At 41.5% G+C, this 17053-nt stretch carries 19 protein-coding genes and 1 riboswitch; of the genes, 1 reads left to right on the forward strand and 18 read right to left on the reverse strand.

Translation table 11 applies throughout. The features are described from left to right. Positions 1 to 7: 7 nt before the first annotated feature. The 18 genes from eutH to EM4838_RS11140 form a co-directional block, all read right to left on the reverse strand. Positions 8 to 1150, reverse strand: a complete 1143-nt coding sequence (gene eutH, locus EM4838_RS11055) for an ethanolamine utilization protein EutH (protein WP_071867207.1) — start codon at positions 1148 to 1150, stop codon at positions 8 to 10. 12 nt (positions 1151 to 1162) lie between these two features. Continuing rightward, positions 1163 to 1423 (reverse strand): EutN/CcmL family microcompartment protein, encoded by a 261-nt coding sequence (locus tag EM4838_RS11060; protein ID WP_071867208.1) that lies wholly within the window; start codon positions 1421 to 1423, stop codon positions 1163 to 1165. 13 nt (positions 1424 to 1436) lie between these two features. Then, positions 1437 to 2045 (reverse strand): hypothetical protein, encoded by a 609-nt coding sequence (locus EM4838_RS11065; protein WP_071867209.1) that lies wholly within the window; start codon positions 2043 to 2045, stop codon positions 1437 to 1439. A gap of 12 nt (positions 2046 to 2057) precedes the next feature. After that, complete coding sequence (eutD, locus tag EM4838_RS11070; RefSeq protein WP_071867210.1) at positions 2058 to 2690, reverse strand: ethanolamine utilization phosphate acetyltransferase EutD; 633 nt, start codon at positions 2688 to 2690, stop codon at positions 2058 to 2060. Between the two features lie 3 nt (positions 2691 to 2693). Then, complete coding sequence (locus EM4838_RS11075) at positions 2694 to 3272, reverse strand: hypothetical protein (RefSeq protein ID WP_071867211.1); 579 nt, start codon at positions 3270 to 3272, stop codon at positions 2694 to 2696. Positions 3273 to 3408: 136 nt separating this feature from the next. Then, positions 3409 to 3693 carry a BMC domain-containing protein gene (locus EM4838_RS11080; RefSeq protein WP_010734677.1) on the reverse strand — a complete coding sequence of 95 codons (285 nt, stop codon included), beginning with the start codon at positions 3691 to 3693 and terminating at the stop codon, positions 3409 to 3411. A 48-nt stretch (positions 3694 to 3741) separates the two neighbouring features. Next, positions 3742 to 5217, reverse strand: a complete 1476-nt coding sequence (locus EM4838_RS11085) for an acetaldehyde dehydrogenase (acetylating) (protein WP_100917279.1) — start codon at positions 5215 to 5217, stop codon at positions 3742 to 3744. Continuing rightward, positions 5207 to 5746 (reverse strand): BMC domain-containing protein, encoded by a 540-nt coding sequence (locus tag EM4838_RS11090; protein WP_071867213.1) that lies wholly within the window; start codon positions 5744 to 5746, stop codon positions 5207 to 5209. The genes EM4838_RS11085 and EM4838_RS11090 overlap by 11 nt, the downstream gene beginning before the upstream one ends. A 13-nt stretch (positions 5747 to 5759) precedes the next feature. Further along, positions 5760 to 6413 (reverse strand): ethanolamine utilization microcompartment protein EutL, encoded by a 654-nt coding sequence (eutL, locus tag EM4838_RS11095; protein ID WP_071867214.1) that lies wholly within the window; start codon positions 6411 to 6413, stop codon positions 5760 to 5762. 14 nt (positions 6414 to 6427) lie between these two features. Next, positions 6428 to 7345, reverse strand: a complete 918-nt coding sequence (gene eutC, locus EM4838_RS11100; RefSeq protein WP_071867215.1) for an ethanolamine ammonia-lyase subunit EutC — start codon at positions 7343 to 7345, stop codon at positions 6428 to 6430. A gap of 18 nt (positions 7346 to 7363) precedes the next feature. Next, entirely contained in the window at positions 7364 to 8728 is a 1365-nt protein-coding gene (locus EM4838_RS11105; protein ID WP_071867216.1) for an ethanolamine ammonia-lyase subunit EutB, read from the reverse strand. Between the two features lie 16 nt (positions 8729 to 8744). Continuing rightward, the gene (eutA, locus tag EM4838_RS11110) at positions 8745 to 10169 is read right to left on the reverse strand and encodes an ethanolamine ammonia-lyase reactivating factor EutA (protein WP_071867217.1); all 1425 of its coding nucleotides are present in this window, start codon (positions 10167 to 10169) and stop codon (positions 8745 to 8747) included. An 82-nt stretch (positions 10170 to 10251) separates the two neighbouring features. Beyond that, positions 10252 to 11679, reverse strand: a complete 1428-nt coding sequence (locus tag EM4838_RS11115; protein ID WP_071867218.1) for a sensor histidine kinase — start codon at positions 11677 to 11679, stop codon at positions 10252 to 10254. Beyond that, positions 11679 to 12251, reverse strand: a complete 573-nt coding sequence (locus EM4838_RS11120; protein ID WP_071867230.1) for an ANTAR domain-containing response regulator — start codon at positions 12249 to 12251, stop codon at positions 11679 to 11681. Before EM4838_RS11120 ends, EM4838_RS11115 begins: the two co-directional genes overlap by 1 nt. 26 nt (positions 12252 to 12277) lie before the next feature. After that, complete coding sequence (gene eutS / locus EM4838_RS11125) at positions 12278 to 12625, reverse strand: ethanolamine utilization microcompartment protein EutS (protein WP_023520162.1); 348 nt, start codon at positions 12623 to 12625, stop codon at positions 12278 to 12280. 159 nt (positions 12626 to 12784) lie between these two features. Then, entirely contained in the window at positions 12785 to 13909 is a 1125-nt protein-coding gene (locus tag EM4838_RS11130; protein ID WP_071867231.1) for a 1-propanol dehydrogenase PduQ, read from the reverse strand. Between the two features lie 287 nt (positions 13910 to 14196). Further along, positions 14197 to 14346: riboswitch (adenosylcobalamin (AdoCbl) riboswitch) on the reverse strand. 48 nt (positions 14347 to 14394) lie between these two features. After that, positions 14395 to 14976: a cob(I)yrinic acid a,c-diamide adenosyltransferase gene (locus EM4838_RS11135; RefSeq protein WP_071867219.1), complete on the reverse strand. Its 582-nt coding sequence runs from the start codon at positions 14974 to 14976 to the stop codon at positions 14395 to 14397. Further along, positions 14973 to 15410, reverse strand: coding sequence for a EutP/PduV family microcompartment system protein (locus tag EM4838_RS11140; RefSeq protein WP_071867220.1), 438 nt, complete (start codon positions 15408 to 15410; stop codon positions 14973 to 14975). The genes EM4838_RS11135 and EM4838_RS11140 overlap by 4 nt, the downstream gene beginning before the upstream one ends. 338 nt (positions 15411 to 15748) lie before the next feature. Between EM4838_RS11140 and EM4838_RS11145 the strand changes: the two genes are divergently transcribed. Beyond that, positions 15749 to 16942 (forward strand): ATP-binding protein, encoded by a 1194-nt coding sequence (locus EM4838_RS11145; protein ID WP_071867221.1) that lies wholly within the window; start codon positions 15749 to 15751, stop codon positions 16940 to 16942. The last annotated feature ends 111 nt before the right edge of the window (positions 16943 to 17053 follow it).

The raw sequence follows: 17053 nt of genomic DNA on the forward strand, positions 1-17053 counted from the left end.
CACGCTCCTATTCTACGATCGTTTGCTCTTGTTTCGTTGTTGTTTGCTCACTTACGATTACTTCTTTTTCTTTTCCTAATAAACGATTCGCCATGAATACTGCAACAAAGATCGCAGTGATCCCACCAACGATTTTTCCAACCATCATTGGGAAAATCATTTCTTTCGCCACGCCCGCAGTAAAGCCTAAATGATCACCTAAAATAAATGAAGCCGAGACTGCAAATGCCACATTGATGATTTTTCCACGACGGTCCATGTCTTTTAACATTTGGAACATCGGGATATTGTTTGCTAATGTAGCCACCATGCCGGCAGCTGCAATTTCATTCATACCTAAAACTTTTCCTAATTTCATCAAAGGTTTGTTAAACACTCGTGTGATGACTGCCACTAAACAGAATGCGCCAGCCAATGTCAACGCAATATCACCCACTACTTCGATACCTTCTGTCACCGGAGCAATTCCTGGAATCAATGTGATGTCAACTAATTGTTGGATCGCACCAATGACCAAGCCAGCAATTGCAACGATCACTACACCTTTACCAAAGACATTGAATCCTTTGATCATTCCTTGTGGCGCTAACCATAGACCTACAATGATCAAAGCGGCAACGATCACGATCGGCAATAAGTTTGGTAAGATCATACTCATTGGCATACCCGCAACTAAGCCACCTGCTAACAAACCTAATGGAATCGTAATGATTCCGCTCAGCACACCTGTTGCTAAGTATTGTTGATCTTCTTTTTCAATGATTCCTAAAGCAACAGGGATCGTGAACACTAAAGTTGGTCCCATCATTGCGCCTAAGATCGCACCGGCAAACAAGCCAGCTTGTGGGTCATGCGCCATTTGTTGTGCTAAAGCGAAGCCACCCATATCGTTGGCTAACAAAGTCGTCGCAAACATCGAAGGATCTGCTCCTAAGAATTCATATACAGGTACAACGATTGGGCTAAGAACTGTTGCAAGAACAGGTGCTAATGTGATGATCCCGACCATTGATAAGGCTAATGAACCCATTGCCATCAAGCCTTCTTCAAATTGTTCCCCTAAACCTAATTTGTTCCCGATACATTTATCGATCCCGCCGATAACCATAAAAAGAACCATGACATACATAATGATTTCATTGATACTCATCGTAAATCTCCTTTATTCTTCAATTGAATCAATCACACCGACAATCATTGCATCAATAGGTGTATCTGGATCACCAGCTGAAATTCTAGCTGCTTGTCCTTTGCTGATCAATACCTTGTCACCGACACCGGCACCGGCATTGTCTGCTGCGACAATAAACCCGATTTTCGTTTCTTTCTCATCTAATACATCGACCATCAGTAATTTCCAACCATTTAGTTTTTCATCTTTTCTGGTCGACCATAGACTTCCAGTCACTTTCCCTAATAACATCTGTGATCCCTCCTCATTTGAATAAACGATTTCTTAGCGCATATTCCTCAGCTAAAGGTGTCAACCGTTCCTGATTCATTAGATCTATTCCATTCGTTTGTTGTAGTCGCTGGATCAATTGCTTCTCTGTGACATACTTTCGTTTTGGCAACTCTTTTGCTAACACCTTTTTTCGGCAAGCCGTTAAAAATGAGTCATAGCTTGCATTTTCTTCCTCGAAAAAATACATCCCATAACGTTGACATTGCTCGGATAGCTCACTGACCTTCTTTTTGAGGTGATATTTCATTTGGCTCGAATGGTTCGCTGTCTCTGTTTGCAGAACCAAGACAGGCTTTCCTGCGAACAAAAAAGAAAGGATACTCGCCGTTTTACGATCAGTCGGTAGCAACTGAGCAATCGCGGCCAATTGAGGAAAACTGACATGTTGGACGACTAAGCCATCGCTTTTCGTTGGATCTTGTGTTTCTATCCAATCGACCATCGATCGTTCAGCAAATAACGTTTTAGGATAACTTGCTTTTTCGTCCATCCATGCTAACTGATAGTCAGCTGTGGGCAATCGGTTCATCAGCATTTCTGTGACTTGCTGAATGACTTTTTCGATCTCCGTTACCTTCACGAAATCCCCTCCCTATTTACAAATGTAACCACGATCTCCTTTGTTCAAGCCGCAAGCATTTGCTTCATCGTAATCAATGTGCATATACGTCGCAAAATCTGGACTGACACGGACAACCACATCATCAAAGATCAGCGGACGACTTGCTTCCACACGTACTTTTACCGTTTGGCCATTCACTACTTGGTTTTTGTTTGCATCTTCTGGTGTCATATGGATATGGCGCTTTGCCACGATCAAGCCTTTATCTAATTGAACAGCTGACTCACCGTTCATTAAGATAACGCCTGGTGTTCCTTCGGTTTTGCCACTTTCTCTGACAGGCACGCGACTGCCTAAAATACGTGTATCCGTCATGGATACTTCAACTTGTGACTCCGCTCGTTCTGGGCCTAAAATGACCACATTTTGGAATAAGCCTTTGGGACCTGCGACAGTGATCCGCTCTTTACAGACATACTGACCGGGTTGAGACAATTCTTTGACTTTGGTCAATTGGTATCCTGGACCAAATAATGCGTCGATATCTTTGCGACTCAAATGCACGTGTCTTCCTGAAGCTTCTACTTCGAAAGAATGTTGTTGTGACTGGATACGTTGTACCACTTCATTGATAATTTCATTTAAATGATCCAATCGGTTCATCTCCTACTCATTTTTCGGCAGTTGAATCATACGTTGCAATTCTTCTGCCCATAACATAAAAATAGCTAAATCTGTCGGAAGTTCTTCTTCTAACAATTGACTGATTTTCTCTATTTGATACTCGATCTCATTGATTGAATAGCGTAAGGTTCTTTTTTGCAAGGAGGAACGATACATCATTCCTGAAAGTCGTTTTGGATGAGTTGAGCGCTTTTTCCCATCCAATCGACTAAAGCTTGCTAACCACTTTTGCTGATATTCTAAATACAACCAACCTTCGGCATAAATATCGTTTTCTTCCAATAAATGAAAGAAGAGTAGATTTTTCAGTTTTTTTATTTCTAAGCCAATTTTTCGTCGCACACTAGGCATCAACGATTCTTGTTCAAACATCGGTTGCTTAGGTTTCTCCATTGGAGAAGAAACGAGTTTTTCTCGCATAAGCGGAATATGATGCTCACGTAAATAGCTGGAGGCTGCGGGAGTCAAAAGACAATCCTTTGGCACAATGAAAGTGATTCCTGTTTGTATTTCTTTCTTCCGAAACATGTGCCGTAACTGGTCTTCTGTAATCACACCCATTTAACGCTCTCCTTTCTCCAATGGATTATTTCCAAGCATTGATCTCGTCTTGGAAACAAGCCAAATGAGCCAAAAATATAAGGAGTATTTTCGGTTCATTTGGCTCTTGTTTCATTTTAGACGTCTCTTACGATGATTATTCAGCCACTTTTGGTAAAATCGCATCTACTTCAGTATGTGGGCGTGGGATCACGTGTACAGATAATAATTCGCCAACGCGCTCAGCTGCTGCCGCACCTGCATCTGTTGCTGCTTTTACAGCCCCAACATCACCACGAACCATGATTGTTACTAAGCCGCCACCTACTTGTTCTTTGCCGATCAATGTTACGTTTGCTGCTTTCACCATTGCATCTGCTGCTTCAACAGCACCTACTAATCCACGAGTTTCGATCATTCCTAAAGCGTTTGTACTTGACATTATAATTTCCTCCTATTGTGTGTGTTTTCAATTAATATATATTACATATTATTGTAATCGAGCTAATACTTGGGCAACGAGTGTATCGATCAACTCATCTTTGTTGCCCCCTTGGTTGTTTGTTTCTTGGACTGGCATTTGAGCGCCAGCGCCAAATTCTTGACGGATGTCCGCTAGATCAGTGACACCGTAAGCGACACGACGAACGTTGAATAGATTTTCTACTCCGATATTGTCAGATGTAGAACTTCCACCAACGGCGCCACAGCCTAGTGTCAAAGCTGGTACTAAGCCAGTTGAAGCCCCGATTCCGCCTAATGAACCTGCGGTGTTGATCAACAGACGAGAAACTGGTTTTCTTAAGCCGAATTCACGGACGACTTCTTTGTTTTCAGTATGGATACACATCGTGTGTCCTGCACCTTCACCTTTTAAGATCTCTACCGATAGATCACAAGCTTCTTGCCAGTTTTCTACCGTGTAAAAAGCAATGATCGGTGCTAATTTTTCTCTTGAGAATGGATACTTGATGCCAACGTTGCTTTCTTCTGCCACGATCAGACGACGATCAAATGGAATATTCAACCCAACTAATGAAGCGATATGACGAACCGAACGTCCAACGATTTGTGGGTTCATCGTGCCGTTAGGTCGTAAGATAAAGCGAGACAATTTATCTGCTTCGTCTGGACTCAAGAAGTAAGCACCTTGTTTGATCAATTCAGCTTTTACTGCTTCACGATTGACTTTTTCCACGATGATGGACTGTTCTGATGCACAGATCGTTCCATTATCAAATGTTTTAGAATCCATGATCCGTTTCACCGCCATTGGGATCAATGCGCTACGTTCAATATATGCTGGACCATTTCCTGGACCTACGCCGATCGCCGGTGTTCCTGAAGAATACGCCGCTTTGACCATCGCATTGCCACCAGTGGCTAAGATCAAGTTCGTATCCTTGTGGGTCATCAATTCTTTTGTTGCTTGCATCGTTGGTGTCGTGATCACTGACACACTCTCTTTTGGTCCCCCCGCAGATTCAATCGCTGAACGAATGATCTCAACGGTCGCTTGGATCGATTGTAAGGCGTTTGGATGTGGGGAGAAGACGATACTATTCGCAGCTTTCAATGCGATCAAGGCTTTGTAGATCACTGTTGAAGTTGGGTTTGTCGATGGGATCAACCCAGCAACTACACCAACAGGTACGGCAATCTCCGTTACCTTTTTCTGTGGGTCTTCATTGATGACGCCCACTGTTTTCGTATGTTTGAATTCTTCATAAACGATTTTTGAAGCAAAAGCATTTTTGATGATTTTGTCTCCATAGATGCCGAAGCCAGTTTCTTCATTCGCCATTTTTGCTAGACGTTCACGTTGTGAAAATGTAGCGTCTGAAACGGCTTTGACGATTTGATCAATCTGCGTTTGCGAAAATGTTTCTAACACTTGTTGTGCCTTCTTTGCAGCTGCGATCAAATCTCGAGTTTCTTGAATCGAGCGTAAATCTTTATCCACGATGGGTCACTCCTTTAATTTCTGCCATGATCGCCTCTACTAATGCTTGTTTGCTTGCAGATTTGATTTCTGATGGTTTTAATTGTTTCACATTCAATTTGTAAGCTTCTTTTCGTAACTCAGCCACACGTTTTGCTTGTAGCTCTGCCCGACGATCGTTTGTTTCACTGATCTGCGTGGCTTCAACCTTCGTTTCGACTTTTGTCGGCTCGGCTGGTTCTTCTAAACAATCAGGTGTTACTTCAGTGACACGTTCTTCTGTTTTCGGTTGTTGAAAAAGGATGTGCGTCTGTTCATCCACCCGTGAAATCACATGATGTGAAATCAGACAGTTCAATGCCTTCGCTACGACTACCCCTGCATCGACTGCTGCATTGACAGCAGCAACATCACCACTTAGTTGGACAGTGGTTAGTCCACCTTTGATGATCTCCGCATTCAACAAGGTCACATCTGCGGATTTTAACGCAGCATCGCTGACACTGACAGCGCCTAAAAATCCGCGAACTTCAATCATTCCAATCGCATTCATTCGTGACACTCCCTTAGTAACTCAACGGATTTTCTGCGATCCGTTGAACGACTTGTTCAAAAGCAGTACAAGCTGCTTTACATGCTGATTGACTACCCGTTAAAAGCGCCCCACCAAAGTTTGTTTCAGATGGTGGTCCAAAGAAACTGCAGATCTCAACATCCGCTGCTTTCAGTGCTGCATCTAGTGCAACCATCGCTTCTAAAGGTGGCGCGATCAAGTAAGCAATTGCTTCGCCTTCACGAATGTTGGCTTCTTTTGATAAGTACCTTCCAGAACGAGAAACCACATGGGCAAAGTACACGATGCTGTCATCGTCATTTGCACTGATAAAGCTTGCTTCTTGTTCAATGACTTGTGTCACGACAGATAGTCCACTGGTGATCTCAGCCGGACTTGGCCCAGCGATGATCCCGATCACTTCACCTGCTAGTTTCGTAGAGGCATTCGCCGCTCCTGCATACATACTTTTCGCATAAACAACTTCTACTTCCGCCGCCTTTGTTGCTTCATCTAAAGCCACATAAGTCACATCATCACAATCTGATGTCACGATACCTAATGAGCGCATCCCTGGTGTCAAACCCAATTGCTCTGCTAACGCAGCATCTACATTAGGAATGACTTGAACACTCAAGACGTTTGCGCCTAAACGGTCATTTTTCATTGATGATTCTCCTCCTATTCGGCTTCTTTCAATTCAATCCCAGATTTTTTCTTATCTAACATTTTCTTGATCAATTCCGCAATATATGCACCGGCTTCAACCGCTGGCGTCCCACCTTTATGGATGTTTGAGATCACGGTACGACGAGCTTCCGGCATTCCGACAGTCGGACGGTAAGCAACATACGCACTCATCGATTCTGCTGTTACAAGACCAGGACGTTCACCAACTAATAGACATACTACTTCTGCATCAGTGATCTCGCCGATTTGATCCATTGATGGTACACGACAATATTTGACGAATATGACTTGATCAAAATCTAGGCCATACATTTTCAACCCTTGTTTGATTGCTGGTAGTACTTCTTTGATATTTGCTCCGATAGCCGCAGAACTTAATCCATCCCCAACAACGATCTGCACTTTGGCTTTTGCTGTCGTTTGTTGTTTGATTTTTGTGCTATTTTCTTCATCAAATTGACGACCAAAATCTGGACGAGTCAAGTATTCGTCTTTTGTTTTACAAATCGTTTGCGTCGAGATGAAGCCCATTTCCTCAACCAATTGCGGATCAACATCAGAAAATACGGCATCTTGTGCTGCTGCATGGTCCGCACGGAAACGTAAGGTAGAATCAGTCATATAGCGAGTGCCTGTACGTCCCACTCCAATACGAGCAGGTGTAAATGCCTTCATGCGCAAGTATCCTGTTTCATCTTTTGCATCTTTGACCAAAAGCTGTTTACGTAGATCTACCTCTGTGATGTCGTCGATCATGCCTTCTTCTACTACTGGCATGGTTGTTGTCATCGTATTGGTTGTTGTGGCTGGTGTTTTTGGTAGTTCTGTTGATTGTTCTGTTGGTTTTTCACCGGCTACCATCTCACTTAGCATGGAAGTGATCATTTCTTTCAATTGTTGTTCGTTCATTTTTTTCTTGCACCCCACTTATTTGATAAATACTGAAGCATCGCCGGCTAAGCTTGTTAATTTTCCATTTTCCATCAAGCCCATTTTCTCCATCCAACCTTCAAATTCTTTGATTGGACGTAAACCGAACAAATCACGGACGGTCGCTGTTTCATGGAAACCTGTCGTTTGATAGTTCAACATCACATCGTCTCCATGAGGAATACCCATGATATACGTACAACCAGCTGATGTTAGTAACACAGCTAAGTTTTCCATATCGTTTTGATCTGCTTTCATGTGGTTTGTATAACATACGTCACAACCCATTGATAAACCTGTTAGTTTACCCATGAAGTGATCTTCTAAACCTGCACGAATGACTTGTTTTGAATCATACAAGTATTCTGGTCCAATAAAACCGACAACAGTATTCACAAGGAATGGATCAAATTTCTTCGCTAAGCCATAGCAACGTGCTTCCATCGTTACTTGGTCTGCACCAAAATGAGCTTCAGATGATAACTCAGAACCTTGACCAGTTTCAAAATACATCACGTTCGGTCCAGCTGCTTGACCACTGCTCAATGCTAATGCTTGCGCTTCAGCTAATATGTCCGCATTCAAACCAAACGCAGTGTTTCCTTTTTCTGATCCAGCAATGGATTGGAAAACTAAACCAGTCGGTGCGCCTTGACGCATGGCTTCCATCTGGGTCGTCACATGAGCCAAAACACAGGTTTGAGTTGGGATCTCCCATTCGCTACGAAATTCTTCAAATTTATCTAAACAACGTTTCACGCTTTCTGTCGAATCATCCACTGGATTCAATCCGATCAGTGCATCGCCAGCTCCGTATGATAATCCTTCCATCACAGAAGCCATGATCCCGTCTACGTCATCTGTTGGATGATTGGGTTGTAGACGATTGGAGAAAGTGCCTGCGCGACCGATTGTTGTATTGGCTGTTTTTTCAATGTGGATCTTTTTTGCGCCCACGATCAAGTCCATATTCGACATCAATTTGCAGACTGCCGCAATCATTTCCGCAGTCAATCCACGAGAGATATATTTGATTTCAAAATCTCCTGTTTTGTCTGAAAGGATATATTCTCTTAATTCTGCAACTGTCCAATGTTTGATCATGCCGAAAATACGCATGTTGACTTGGTCGATGATGATACGTGTGACTTCATCTTCCTCATAATCAACCACTGGATGGTTGAATAGATCGTTTAAAGTCAGATGCGATAACACGACTTTTGCTGCTACACGTTCTTCCGCAGAAGTTGCTGCCACACCCGCTAATTTATCTCCTGATTTTTCTTCATTTGCTTTAGCCAACACTTCTTTGACTGAAGAAAACTGATAGGTTTTGCCAAATAATTTTGTTTTTAAAATCATTTTTCTTGTCGCTCCCTTAATTAAATACTAATGTTTTGACAACTACTGGTAACACTGCACCTTCGGCGACAGGTTGACCAATATCGATGTAATCCCCATTTTCTACTTTGACGGAATCAATGCAGATGAACGGATAATTCCCCGGTAAATACGCATGTAAGGCATGACCTAATGCTTTTGCCATGTCTTCGTCCACCATGATGACGAGTGGGATATTTTCAGTGATCAAGGCAGATAACCCTCGAACGATACCTTCCGCATATCGTTGGACATCCGCAAACGTTGGGTTCACGATTCCCTTCATCGCTAAAGCGATTTGTGGTGTTTCTTCCAACCGATGCCAAGCCAGCTTTTCATTGATGCGCTCACTCATTGCTTCAGCAGGCAAGGACTCATCTTCTTGGGAAACTTTCAAGATCGGAATATTTTTGATTGGCAGGATCTGCTCATGATAAGCGATCGTACTGCCGCTAATATCAGCAGTATGTGAACCTGCCCCGACCACCGTTGCCCGAATCGTTTCGTTACTTTGTAAGATTTCTTTTTCCGCGAAAATTTGCGATTTTCGTAAAGCCGTACCTAATAACAGACCGATATCCCCATACTTGAACATATCTGTCACTTCTTCGATCAAGCAATCCGCTACACCACCAGAAAAAGTGACGATTGGTAGTTCGCCATCTAGCCGTAACCCTCGGTTCGTAATGAATAACTCATAAAATGGACTTCGTTTTCCGATCCCCACGCTATTCGCCAAAACTTTTACTAACTCATCAATCACTGGTTGGATGGCGGGAACAGAAGCTTTTGTTCCAACTTTTAACGGCAATCTCAACTGCTCGATCATTTCTGTGATCTTTGGTGAAATATACGAAATAATCCCTGCTTGATCGACCTTGATTAGTCGACCGCCGATATCAAAACATGCGGTATCATTGATTTCCCCATCAGTGAAGACGACTAAGTTACTCGTGCCACCGCCGATATCGATGTTGACGACCGAAGCATGACGCTTTGTCGAATACTCTTGCGCGCCTGCCCCTTTTCCGGCAATGATACTTTCAAGATCTGGGCCAGCTGTCGCGACCACGAAATCCCCAGCAAAACCACTCAACGCTTGTAATACTTTGCTCGCATTGGCTTTACGAGCTGTTTCACCGGTGATGATCACCGCACCCATTTGGATTTGTTGCTTCTCGATTCCTGCTTGTTGATATTGTCGGGAAACAAACGCTTTGATTGCTTCATCATCAATCATTGTCTGATTGATCAAAGGAGTGAAGATGATTTCACTACGGTAGATCACTTCCTTATCTGAGATCGTGATCCGCGGAACGGAAAACGCAGAGGCGAAATTTTCGATCGTCAGCTCCGACAAAACAAGCTGGGTCGTTGAAGTACCTAAATCGATCCCTACAGTAAGAATTTTTTCTTTTGCCATCTTTTTTCTCCTTTCTACAAACAAAAAATGCTTAAAGACAGCCTAGAATTTCTTCTACGCATCTTTAAGCATCGTTGCTTTTTCACCGAACAACATCTTTGGTGTTCTGTTCAAAATAGAAACAAGTTTTTGTTCCTTTATTGGATGATTCAATTTTCACTTTCCCTTTTAGCTTATCTTTGATATAGCTATTCACGATCATCAAACCTAAACTGGTCTCTTTGTTTCGGTTGACATCATAGCCATTGCCGTCATCTGTAACAGTGATCGTAATGACTTTATTTTCGATTTCTCCTCTGACTTCAACTATGCCATGTTGATCTGCCTCAAAGGCATGGTCAAAGATATTTTGGAGTAACTCGTTGACGACTAAGGAAATGGAAACCATTTGGTCGCTAGAAACAGTGATCGTCGGATCAACCGTTAGAGTCAAGCGGACTTTCTCCGGATTGAAAATATGCCGGAAATTGTACATCACTGCTTCAAGCATTTGACGCAAGGAAACATTATCTTCCACTTGCTTCGACAATAATTCATGTGTCATCGCGATTGCCATGATCCGGTTCACACTTTCTTTTAGTACTTTACTAGCCTCTTTGCTAGTGGTACGGCGTGCTTGGATCCTCAATAATGAAACGACGGACTGTAAATTATTTTTGACACGGTGATGGATCTCGCGGATCGCCACCGATTTTGAGACGATTTCATCTTCTTTCTTTTTCACTTCTGTATTATCTTGAATAATCATTGCTACTCTCGATCCTGCATCAATCCAAACTTTTCGAATATTAAAGTAATAATTTAAATACGCGGTCTCTAATTCGATCAACCGATTTTCGGTCTGATCGTTCATCTGATAAAGAACATATTCGAACGTTGTATAATCAAGAGAGAGATTGTCATAGTGTAAATCATTGATCATTTCGCGATAGCCTAGTTTTCGGTATAATTCTTTGGCCCGATGATTCGCCAAGACCAGATTTCCTGTGGTCGTATCAAAAATCAAGACTGCTTCGGCTAGCTGGTCCATGATCAAAGGATCGAATGTGGATTCGACCGCTATTGTCCCTTGCTCGTTTGACTGTAGTTCTTGTCGTTCAACTGCCCCAATCGGTTGCTCGACTCCCTCTTCTACGATGATCACACCGATCGTTCTTTGTTCATTGCGAATCGGAAAAATGTTTTGCTTGATCAAGCGATTTTCTTGCGTGACTGCTAACAACCCAATGCTATTCAAGCTTGTTTCCATCGTCCGTAAGACGCCAGGTTCATTTTTTAGTAACGCTTCTTTTCCGACAACTTCATATTTATATAATGAGGGGATATGTTTTGGCTTCTTATGATAGACAACTAATGCTTCTTTGGTCATTTCATTAAAGACATCGATGAACACATCTGCCATCTCATAATGCTTAGACTCTGCTAAATAAGCACTCGTCCGACAAAGCTCTTGGATATCTGACTGGGTTAGGTTGGTATAACGCTGACATAATGTATTGATTCGTTTCATTATTCATCATCCATAATAATCAATTCTGCGATGTCACTCATCCGTGCGCGTTTGTTCATACTTAATGTACGTAACATCTGGTAAGCTTCTTCTTCAGAAATATTATTTTCTTTTGCTAAGATCCCTTTTGCCTTCTCCACAACTTTTCGTTCTTCCAGTTTCAACTGTAGTTTGTCGATCTGCTGCAGCAAGTTTTGGGTTTCTTTCCCTCTGGCGATCCCCATTTCAATGGTTGGGATCAATGATTTTGCATCTAATGGTTTTACCAGGTAACCGATTGCTCCTAATTTCTTCGCTTTCTCCGTATTCTCATGATCACTGTAAGCAGAAAGAAACACGATACTCCCTGCTAACTGATCTTGGATGATTTTTTTACCGGACTTTAGACCATCTAAAATCGGCATTTGGATATCCATCAATACGAGATCCGGCTTAGTCTCTTTACAAACTTCGATTGCTTCAAATCCATCTGCGGCTTCCCCAACAACTTCATAACCAGCTTCCAGTAGAATATCTCGAGTGTCCAATCGTGTGATTGGTTCATCGTCTACTATCACAATTCTGCCCTTCATATTCAATACGCTTTGTCTCCCCCGAACTAAGTTCTTGTAATTTCACACGTCACAGAGAATTGCAAAATCTGTTTGAGTCCATCCAATACAGCATGTAATGCTGCTTCAACAGAACTCACGTCGCCAGAAATAACTACTGAACCAGAGAAACGATCGATAAAACCAATCGTAATGTCACCACTTTTCGTTGCAATATCCACAGCAATGATTGCGGCTTCACTTGGCGTGATCGTCAAAATCCCTAACGCATTGCTTGTGCCTGCCGGTAATCCTAATTTTGTATAGACTTCCTTGTCGGGACTTGCAATGATGTGGGCTAAAGTGACTTGTTTTCCTGGGACGTATTCTTGGATCATTCGTTGTTTTTCTTCCAAACAAGACTCGCTCCTTCATTTTAAGCAATAAAAAATCCTCAATAATAAGCCATAAAGTGTTCACTTTACGCTTGTTATTAAGGGCCCCATTGCTCTTAAATTTTGAAGCACTCCGTTGTGCTCATTCATTATATGTTAACCTTTTCACGATGTCAATCTTTATAAAATGGCTTTTAATATTGCTCTAACGCCTTTTTCATCTGCTTTACGAGGATTCGTTCTCGTGCAACCATCTGCTAAGGCAGCGGTGGCAATCGCTTCTTCTTGTACTAATACTTCTTTTGAAGACAAGCCGTATTCACTCAACGTCGCTGGCATCTCTAATTTTTCTCGTAGCTGTTTGATCATACGAATTAAATTCTGCACACCTAAACGAGGATTTTTTGTTTGCGTATTGCTTATGCAGTTTGCTAATGCCGTATATCGTTCAGCCACTTTGATTTCGGTCACTTGACCATTTCCTAAACCACTATTGTAAGCAATCACTTCTGGCAGTAAGATCCCATTGATCCGTCCATGTGGCACATGTAAACGAGCGCCAGCCGCATGAGCGATTCCATGATTTAGTCCTAGTGAAGTCGAATTGAATGCCATCCCTGCCATACAAGAAGCTACGTGCATTTGCTCTCTCGCTTCTTTATCTTGGCCATTTTTGTAGGCTCGTTCTAAATATTCAAAAACTAACGCAACCACTTTCTCACATAAGGCATCTGCTACTCCATTCGCTTCTGTGGAAACATAGGATTCAATGACGTGGGTCAGCACATCCATTCCTGTATCAGCAGTGATTTTAGGTGGAACACTCATGACTAATCCGGTATCTAATATCGCAATATCCGGTTGGATCTCTTCTGTTACTAAAGGGATTTTCAACCCCAATTCACTGATCGTGATCACTGAGAAGTTTGTCACCTCAGACCCTGTCCCACTGGTTGTTGGGATTGCAATAAATTGGGCAGTCAAGAGACCCATTGTCTTTTGCCCAAAATATTTCATTGCTTTCGCTGCATCGATGGCTGAACCGCCACCGATTGCCACGATGATTTCACTTTGAAAACTTTCCATTTCTTTGATGCCTGAAACGATTTTATCAAGTGGTGGATCAGGAATAATATCACTAAATACGTGATACTGATTTAAATAAGTCGTGACTTTTTCTACCATGCCATTTTCTACCATAAAGGGATCAGTAACGATGAAAACACGCTTATCTTTAACATTCTCAAGACTTTGTAACGCATCTTCCCCCACAATGATCTGTGTCGAGAATTGTATACTTTCCACGAACATTCCTCCTTGAAAACAAAATAAAAGAGACTTCAAACCAATGGAAATCAAAAGATCCATTTGTCTGAAGCCCCTTTGCTTCTTTTACAATCCATACAACAGTGTATGGTGTCTATTCTGTAATTATTAATCAACACATGCGCTGGGAATCAGCAGTACGCCATTGTACTTGAAATCTCTTTCCCCATTGAAAGACCAGCCCAATATTCCCATACACATCATCGTGCTATGTGTGGGATTGAATCAAATATTCTTGGGCTGACTTTCAAAAAACGTCATTTTTTTAGCAACACCCTGTTTTGCCTCGAAACAGTTTGCCCAATAATGAAAAATAAGAAAAGACCTGACTTAAAAGCTTGAACGCTTTATCACAGTGGCGGGACCGTGCCAGCATCTCACTGGCTTCCATTCGTATCTTTCATAAACATTTGATTAATCTAACAGCACTTTACCATACTGTTTGTGAAAAATCAAACACTTTTTTATAAACCTTCTTCTTTTATCTTATGGAAGACCTTCTCTCCTCTTGTATAAAAAACATCCTCTTGCCCCATTTGCACATTCATATAACGCGCCAACGCATAAAAATAGTCAGACAAGCGATTCACAAACACGATCACTTCAGGATTGATCGCCGCAGTCGCACTTAAACGGACGATATGACGTTCCCCGCGACGAGCAATCGTTCGTGCCACATGGACCATGCTCGCTCCTTGACAGCCCCCTGGTAAAATAAATCGTTCGATATCCGGCGATTGCTGTGTGTAAAAATCAATCCGTTCTTCCAACCAAGTTACGCTTTCTTGTTGGACTTTAAGCGGTCTTCCATCTTCCAAGACCGTTGATAGATCAGTCCCTACATCAAATAAAAATTGTTGTAGTTCTTCCAATTCCTCCTTAAAAACGTCTTGTTCTTTTGACAATTGACTGATCGTATAGCCCAACCATGAGTTCAATTCATCGATCGTCCCATAACTTTCCACACGATCTGAATCTTTCGATACACTATGACCACCAACTAGTTTCGTCATTCCCTTGTCGCCTGTTTTTGTGTAGATTTTCATGATTCTCCTCCTAAGTACTCAATCAATTCTGCTAGTCCCGTTTTTTCGACTGATGAGACTTCAAACAGTTTCGTTGCTCCAGCTGCAAGCAATTGTTCACGTACACGCGCCAACTCTTTCTCGTCTTTCACTAGATCAACTTTGGTCATGATCCCGATGACTTCTTTTGGAAAGATGTGGCCAAAGCCTGGTGAAAAAATCTGTTCTTGGTCTAACGCACTTTGCATCAAACCAATGACATCTGCTTCTGCCGCTGTCACAGTCAAAGCAGCGTAGTATTGGCGATGTAGAATAAATTCCCCTGGTGTATCGATCATCTCAGGATGAAATTCTACCGCTTGGGTCTTATCATAAACGATTGCTTCTCCTCGCAAGGCTTGACAAAGAGTGGTCTTTCCACAGCCAATCGCACCCATTAAAATGATTCTCCTCATTTACCTCTCCTCCATAAAAAAAGCCTAAAAAAGCAGAATAATCTCTACTTTTTTAGGCGGCATTGCCATATTCAACCGCACACATCTTTGTGTGCTTCTTTTCACTAGTGTAATCGCTTCTCTCAGGTTTGTCAAAATAAATCTTGCTCTATAATAACGAAAAACAATGAAAAATCTATTATATCATGTACATAAATTTGAAGTTAACTTCTAATTTACGGTAAAAAAACATTTTTTTGAAGTTAACTTCAAATTTAATGAAAATAATGATTTTTTTGAAGTTAACTTCAAATATGGTATACTTACACCAACAATAGGATATTGGAGGAGGGATAACTTTGTTTCAACGACCTGATTATTTAAATCAATTGATCGATTTACAGAACACTGATTTCATCAAAATCATTACTGGCGTTAGACGGTCTGGTAAATCTGTGTTACTTATGCTCTACCAACGCTATTTATTGGAACAGGGTGTGGAACCAAATCATATTATTTATATCAATTTTGAATCATTCAATTATCAAGTAGTCACAGATGCAGAGAAGTTTAGGGACGTGTTAGCACCATTGATTCCTCAAGATGAAGAAAAAGTATATTTTTTATTTGATGAGATCCAGCTTGTCGATGGATGGCAGCGTGTCGTCAATGGCATAAAAACTAGCTTTAATTGCGAGCTAGTCATCACTGGTTCAAATGCGAATATGTTATCTGGAGAACTTGCCACTTTACTTAGTGGCCGATACATTGAGATTCCTATCTATCCCTTGTCGTTTGATGAATTTTTAGCTGTTAAGGACATTGCAAAAGACTCTCGGTTTGTTGATCAAGCATATCAGGAATATGAACAATATGGTGGTTTTCCCAGTGTAGTATTAGCTGATGAGAGAATCAAAGATACGATTTTATCAGGGATCTTTGATACGATCGTCCTGAACGATGTTGCCTTGCGTGCCGGTTTAAAAGATGCAACAGTGTTAAAAGCGCTGATTCGTTTTTTATCAGATAATGTTGGCCAACTCGTCAATGCGTCAAGAATTGCGAACACATTAAAGAGTGAAGGAATCACAACGAGCACGCATACCATCAATCGCTACTTAGACCTATTGGAACATGGTTATCTCTTTTATCGTGCACAACAGTATGATATTAGAGGCCGAGAATATTTAAGAACGAATGGAAAATATTTCATTATTGATTCTGGACTTCGCAGAAACGCGGTAGGAAGAAAAGACGGTAATTATAGTAATCGTCTAGAAAATATCGTTTACGTCGAGTTACTAAGACGAGGTTATCTAGTAGATGTTGGCCGTCTTGACAATCAGGAAATCGATTTTGTTGCAAAAAAACTAGATGAAACACTCTATATCCAAGTAACTTATGAGCTTCCCAACAATAATCGTGAAACTGACAATTTACTTCACATCAAAGATAATCATAAAAAAATAGTGATTACCGGTAAATATTATGAGATCAAACAAGTAGATGGTATTCTGATTCAATACATCGTGGACTGGTTACTTGATAAATAAGCAGCTCAGCTAAATAAACGAACGCCTAGCAAAGCAATCACTAATGACTACTTTGCTAGGCGTATTTACTTACTCATAAACTTTAATCCTTTAGCATCAAACTTCTTTTAC

Source organism: Enterococcus mundtii (assembly GCF_002813755.1).
In the GTDB taxonomy this organism is placed as follows: domain Bacteria; phylum Bacillota; class Bacilli; order Lactobacillales; family Enterococcaceae; genus Enterococcus_B; species Enterococcus_B mundtii.

Bases quoted from the DNA above. Each gene is read 5' to 3' on its own strand.
- EM4838_RS11080 (WP_010734677.1), bottom strand. From the start codon at position 3,693: ATGTCAAGTACAAACGCTTTAGGAATGATCGAAACTCGTGGATTAGTA.
- EM4838_RS11120 (WP_071867230.1), bottom strand. From the start codon at position 12,251: ATGAAGGGCAGAATTGTGATAGTAGACGATGAACCAATCACACGATTG.
- eutD (WP_071867210.1), bottom strand. From the start codon at position 2,690: ATGAACCGATTGGATCATTTAAATGAAATTATCAATGAAGTGGTACAA.
- EM4838_RS11105 (WP_071867216.1), bottom strand. From the start codon at position 8,728: ATGATTTTAAAAACAAAATTATTTGGCAAAACCTATCAGTTTTCTTCA.
- EM4838_RS11140 (WP_071867220.1), bottom strand. From the start codon at position 15,410: ATGAGGAGAATCATTTTAATGGGTGCGATTGGCTGTGGAAAGACCACT.
- eutA (WP_071867217.1), bottom strand. From the start codon at position 10,169: ATGGCAAAAGAAAAAATTCTTACTGTAGGGATCGATTTAGGTACTTCA.
- EM4838_RS11090 (WP_071867213.1), bottom strand. From the start codon at position 5,746: ATGAATGCGATTGGAATGATTGAAGTTCGCGGATTTTTAGGCGCTGTC.
- EM4838_RS11135 (WP_071867219.1), bottom strand. From the start codon at position 14,976: ATGAAAATCTACACAAAAACAGGCGACAAGGGAATGACGAAACTAGTT.
- EM4838_RS11060 (WP_071867208.1), bottom strand. From the start codon at position 1,423: ATGTTATTAGGGAAAGTGACTGGAAGTCTATGGTCGACCAGAAAAGAT.
- eutC (WP_071867215.1), bottom strand. From the start codon at position 7,345: ATGAACGAACAACAATTGAAAGAAATGATCACTTCCATGCTAAGTGAG.
- EM4838_RS11075 (WP_071867211.1), bottom strand. From the start codon at position 3,272: ATGGGTGTGATTACAGAAGACCAGTTACGGCACATGTTTCGGAAGAAA.
- eutH (WP_071867207.1), bottom strand. From the start codon at position 1,150: ATGAGTATCAATGAAATCATTATGTATGTCATGGTTCTTTTTATGGTT.
- eutL (WP_071867214.1), bottom strand. From the start codon at position 6,413: ATGAAAAATGACCGTTTAGGCGCAAACGTCTTGAGTGTTCAAGTCATT.
- EM4838_RS11115 (WP_071867218.1), bottom strand. From the start codon at position 11,679: ATGAAACGAATCAATACATTATGTCAGCGTTATACCAACCTAACCCAG.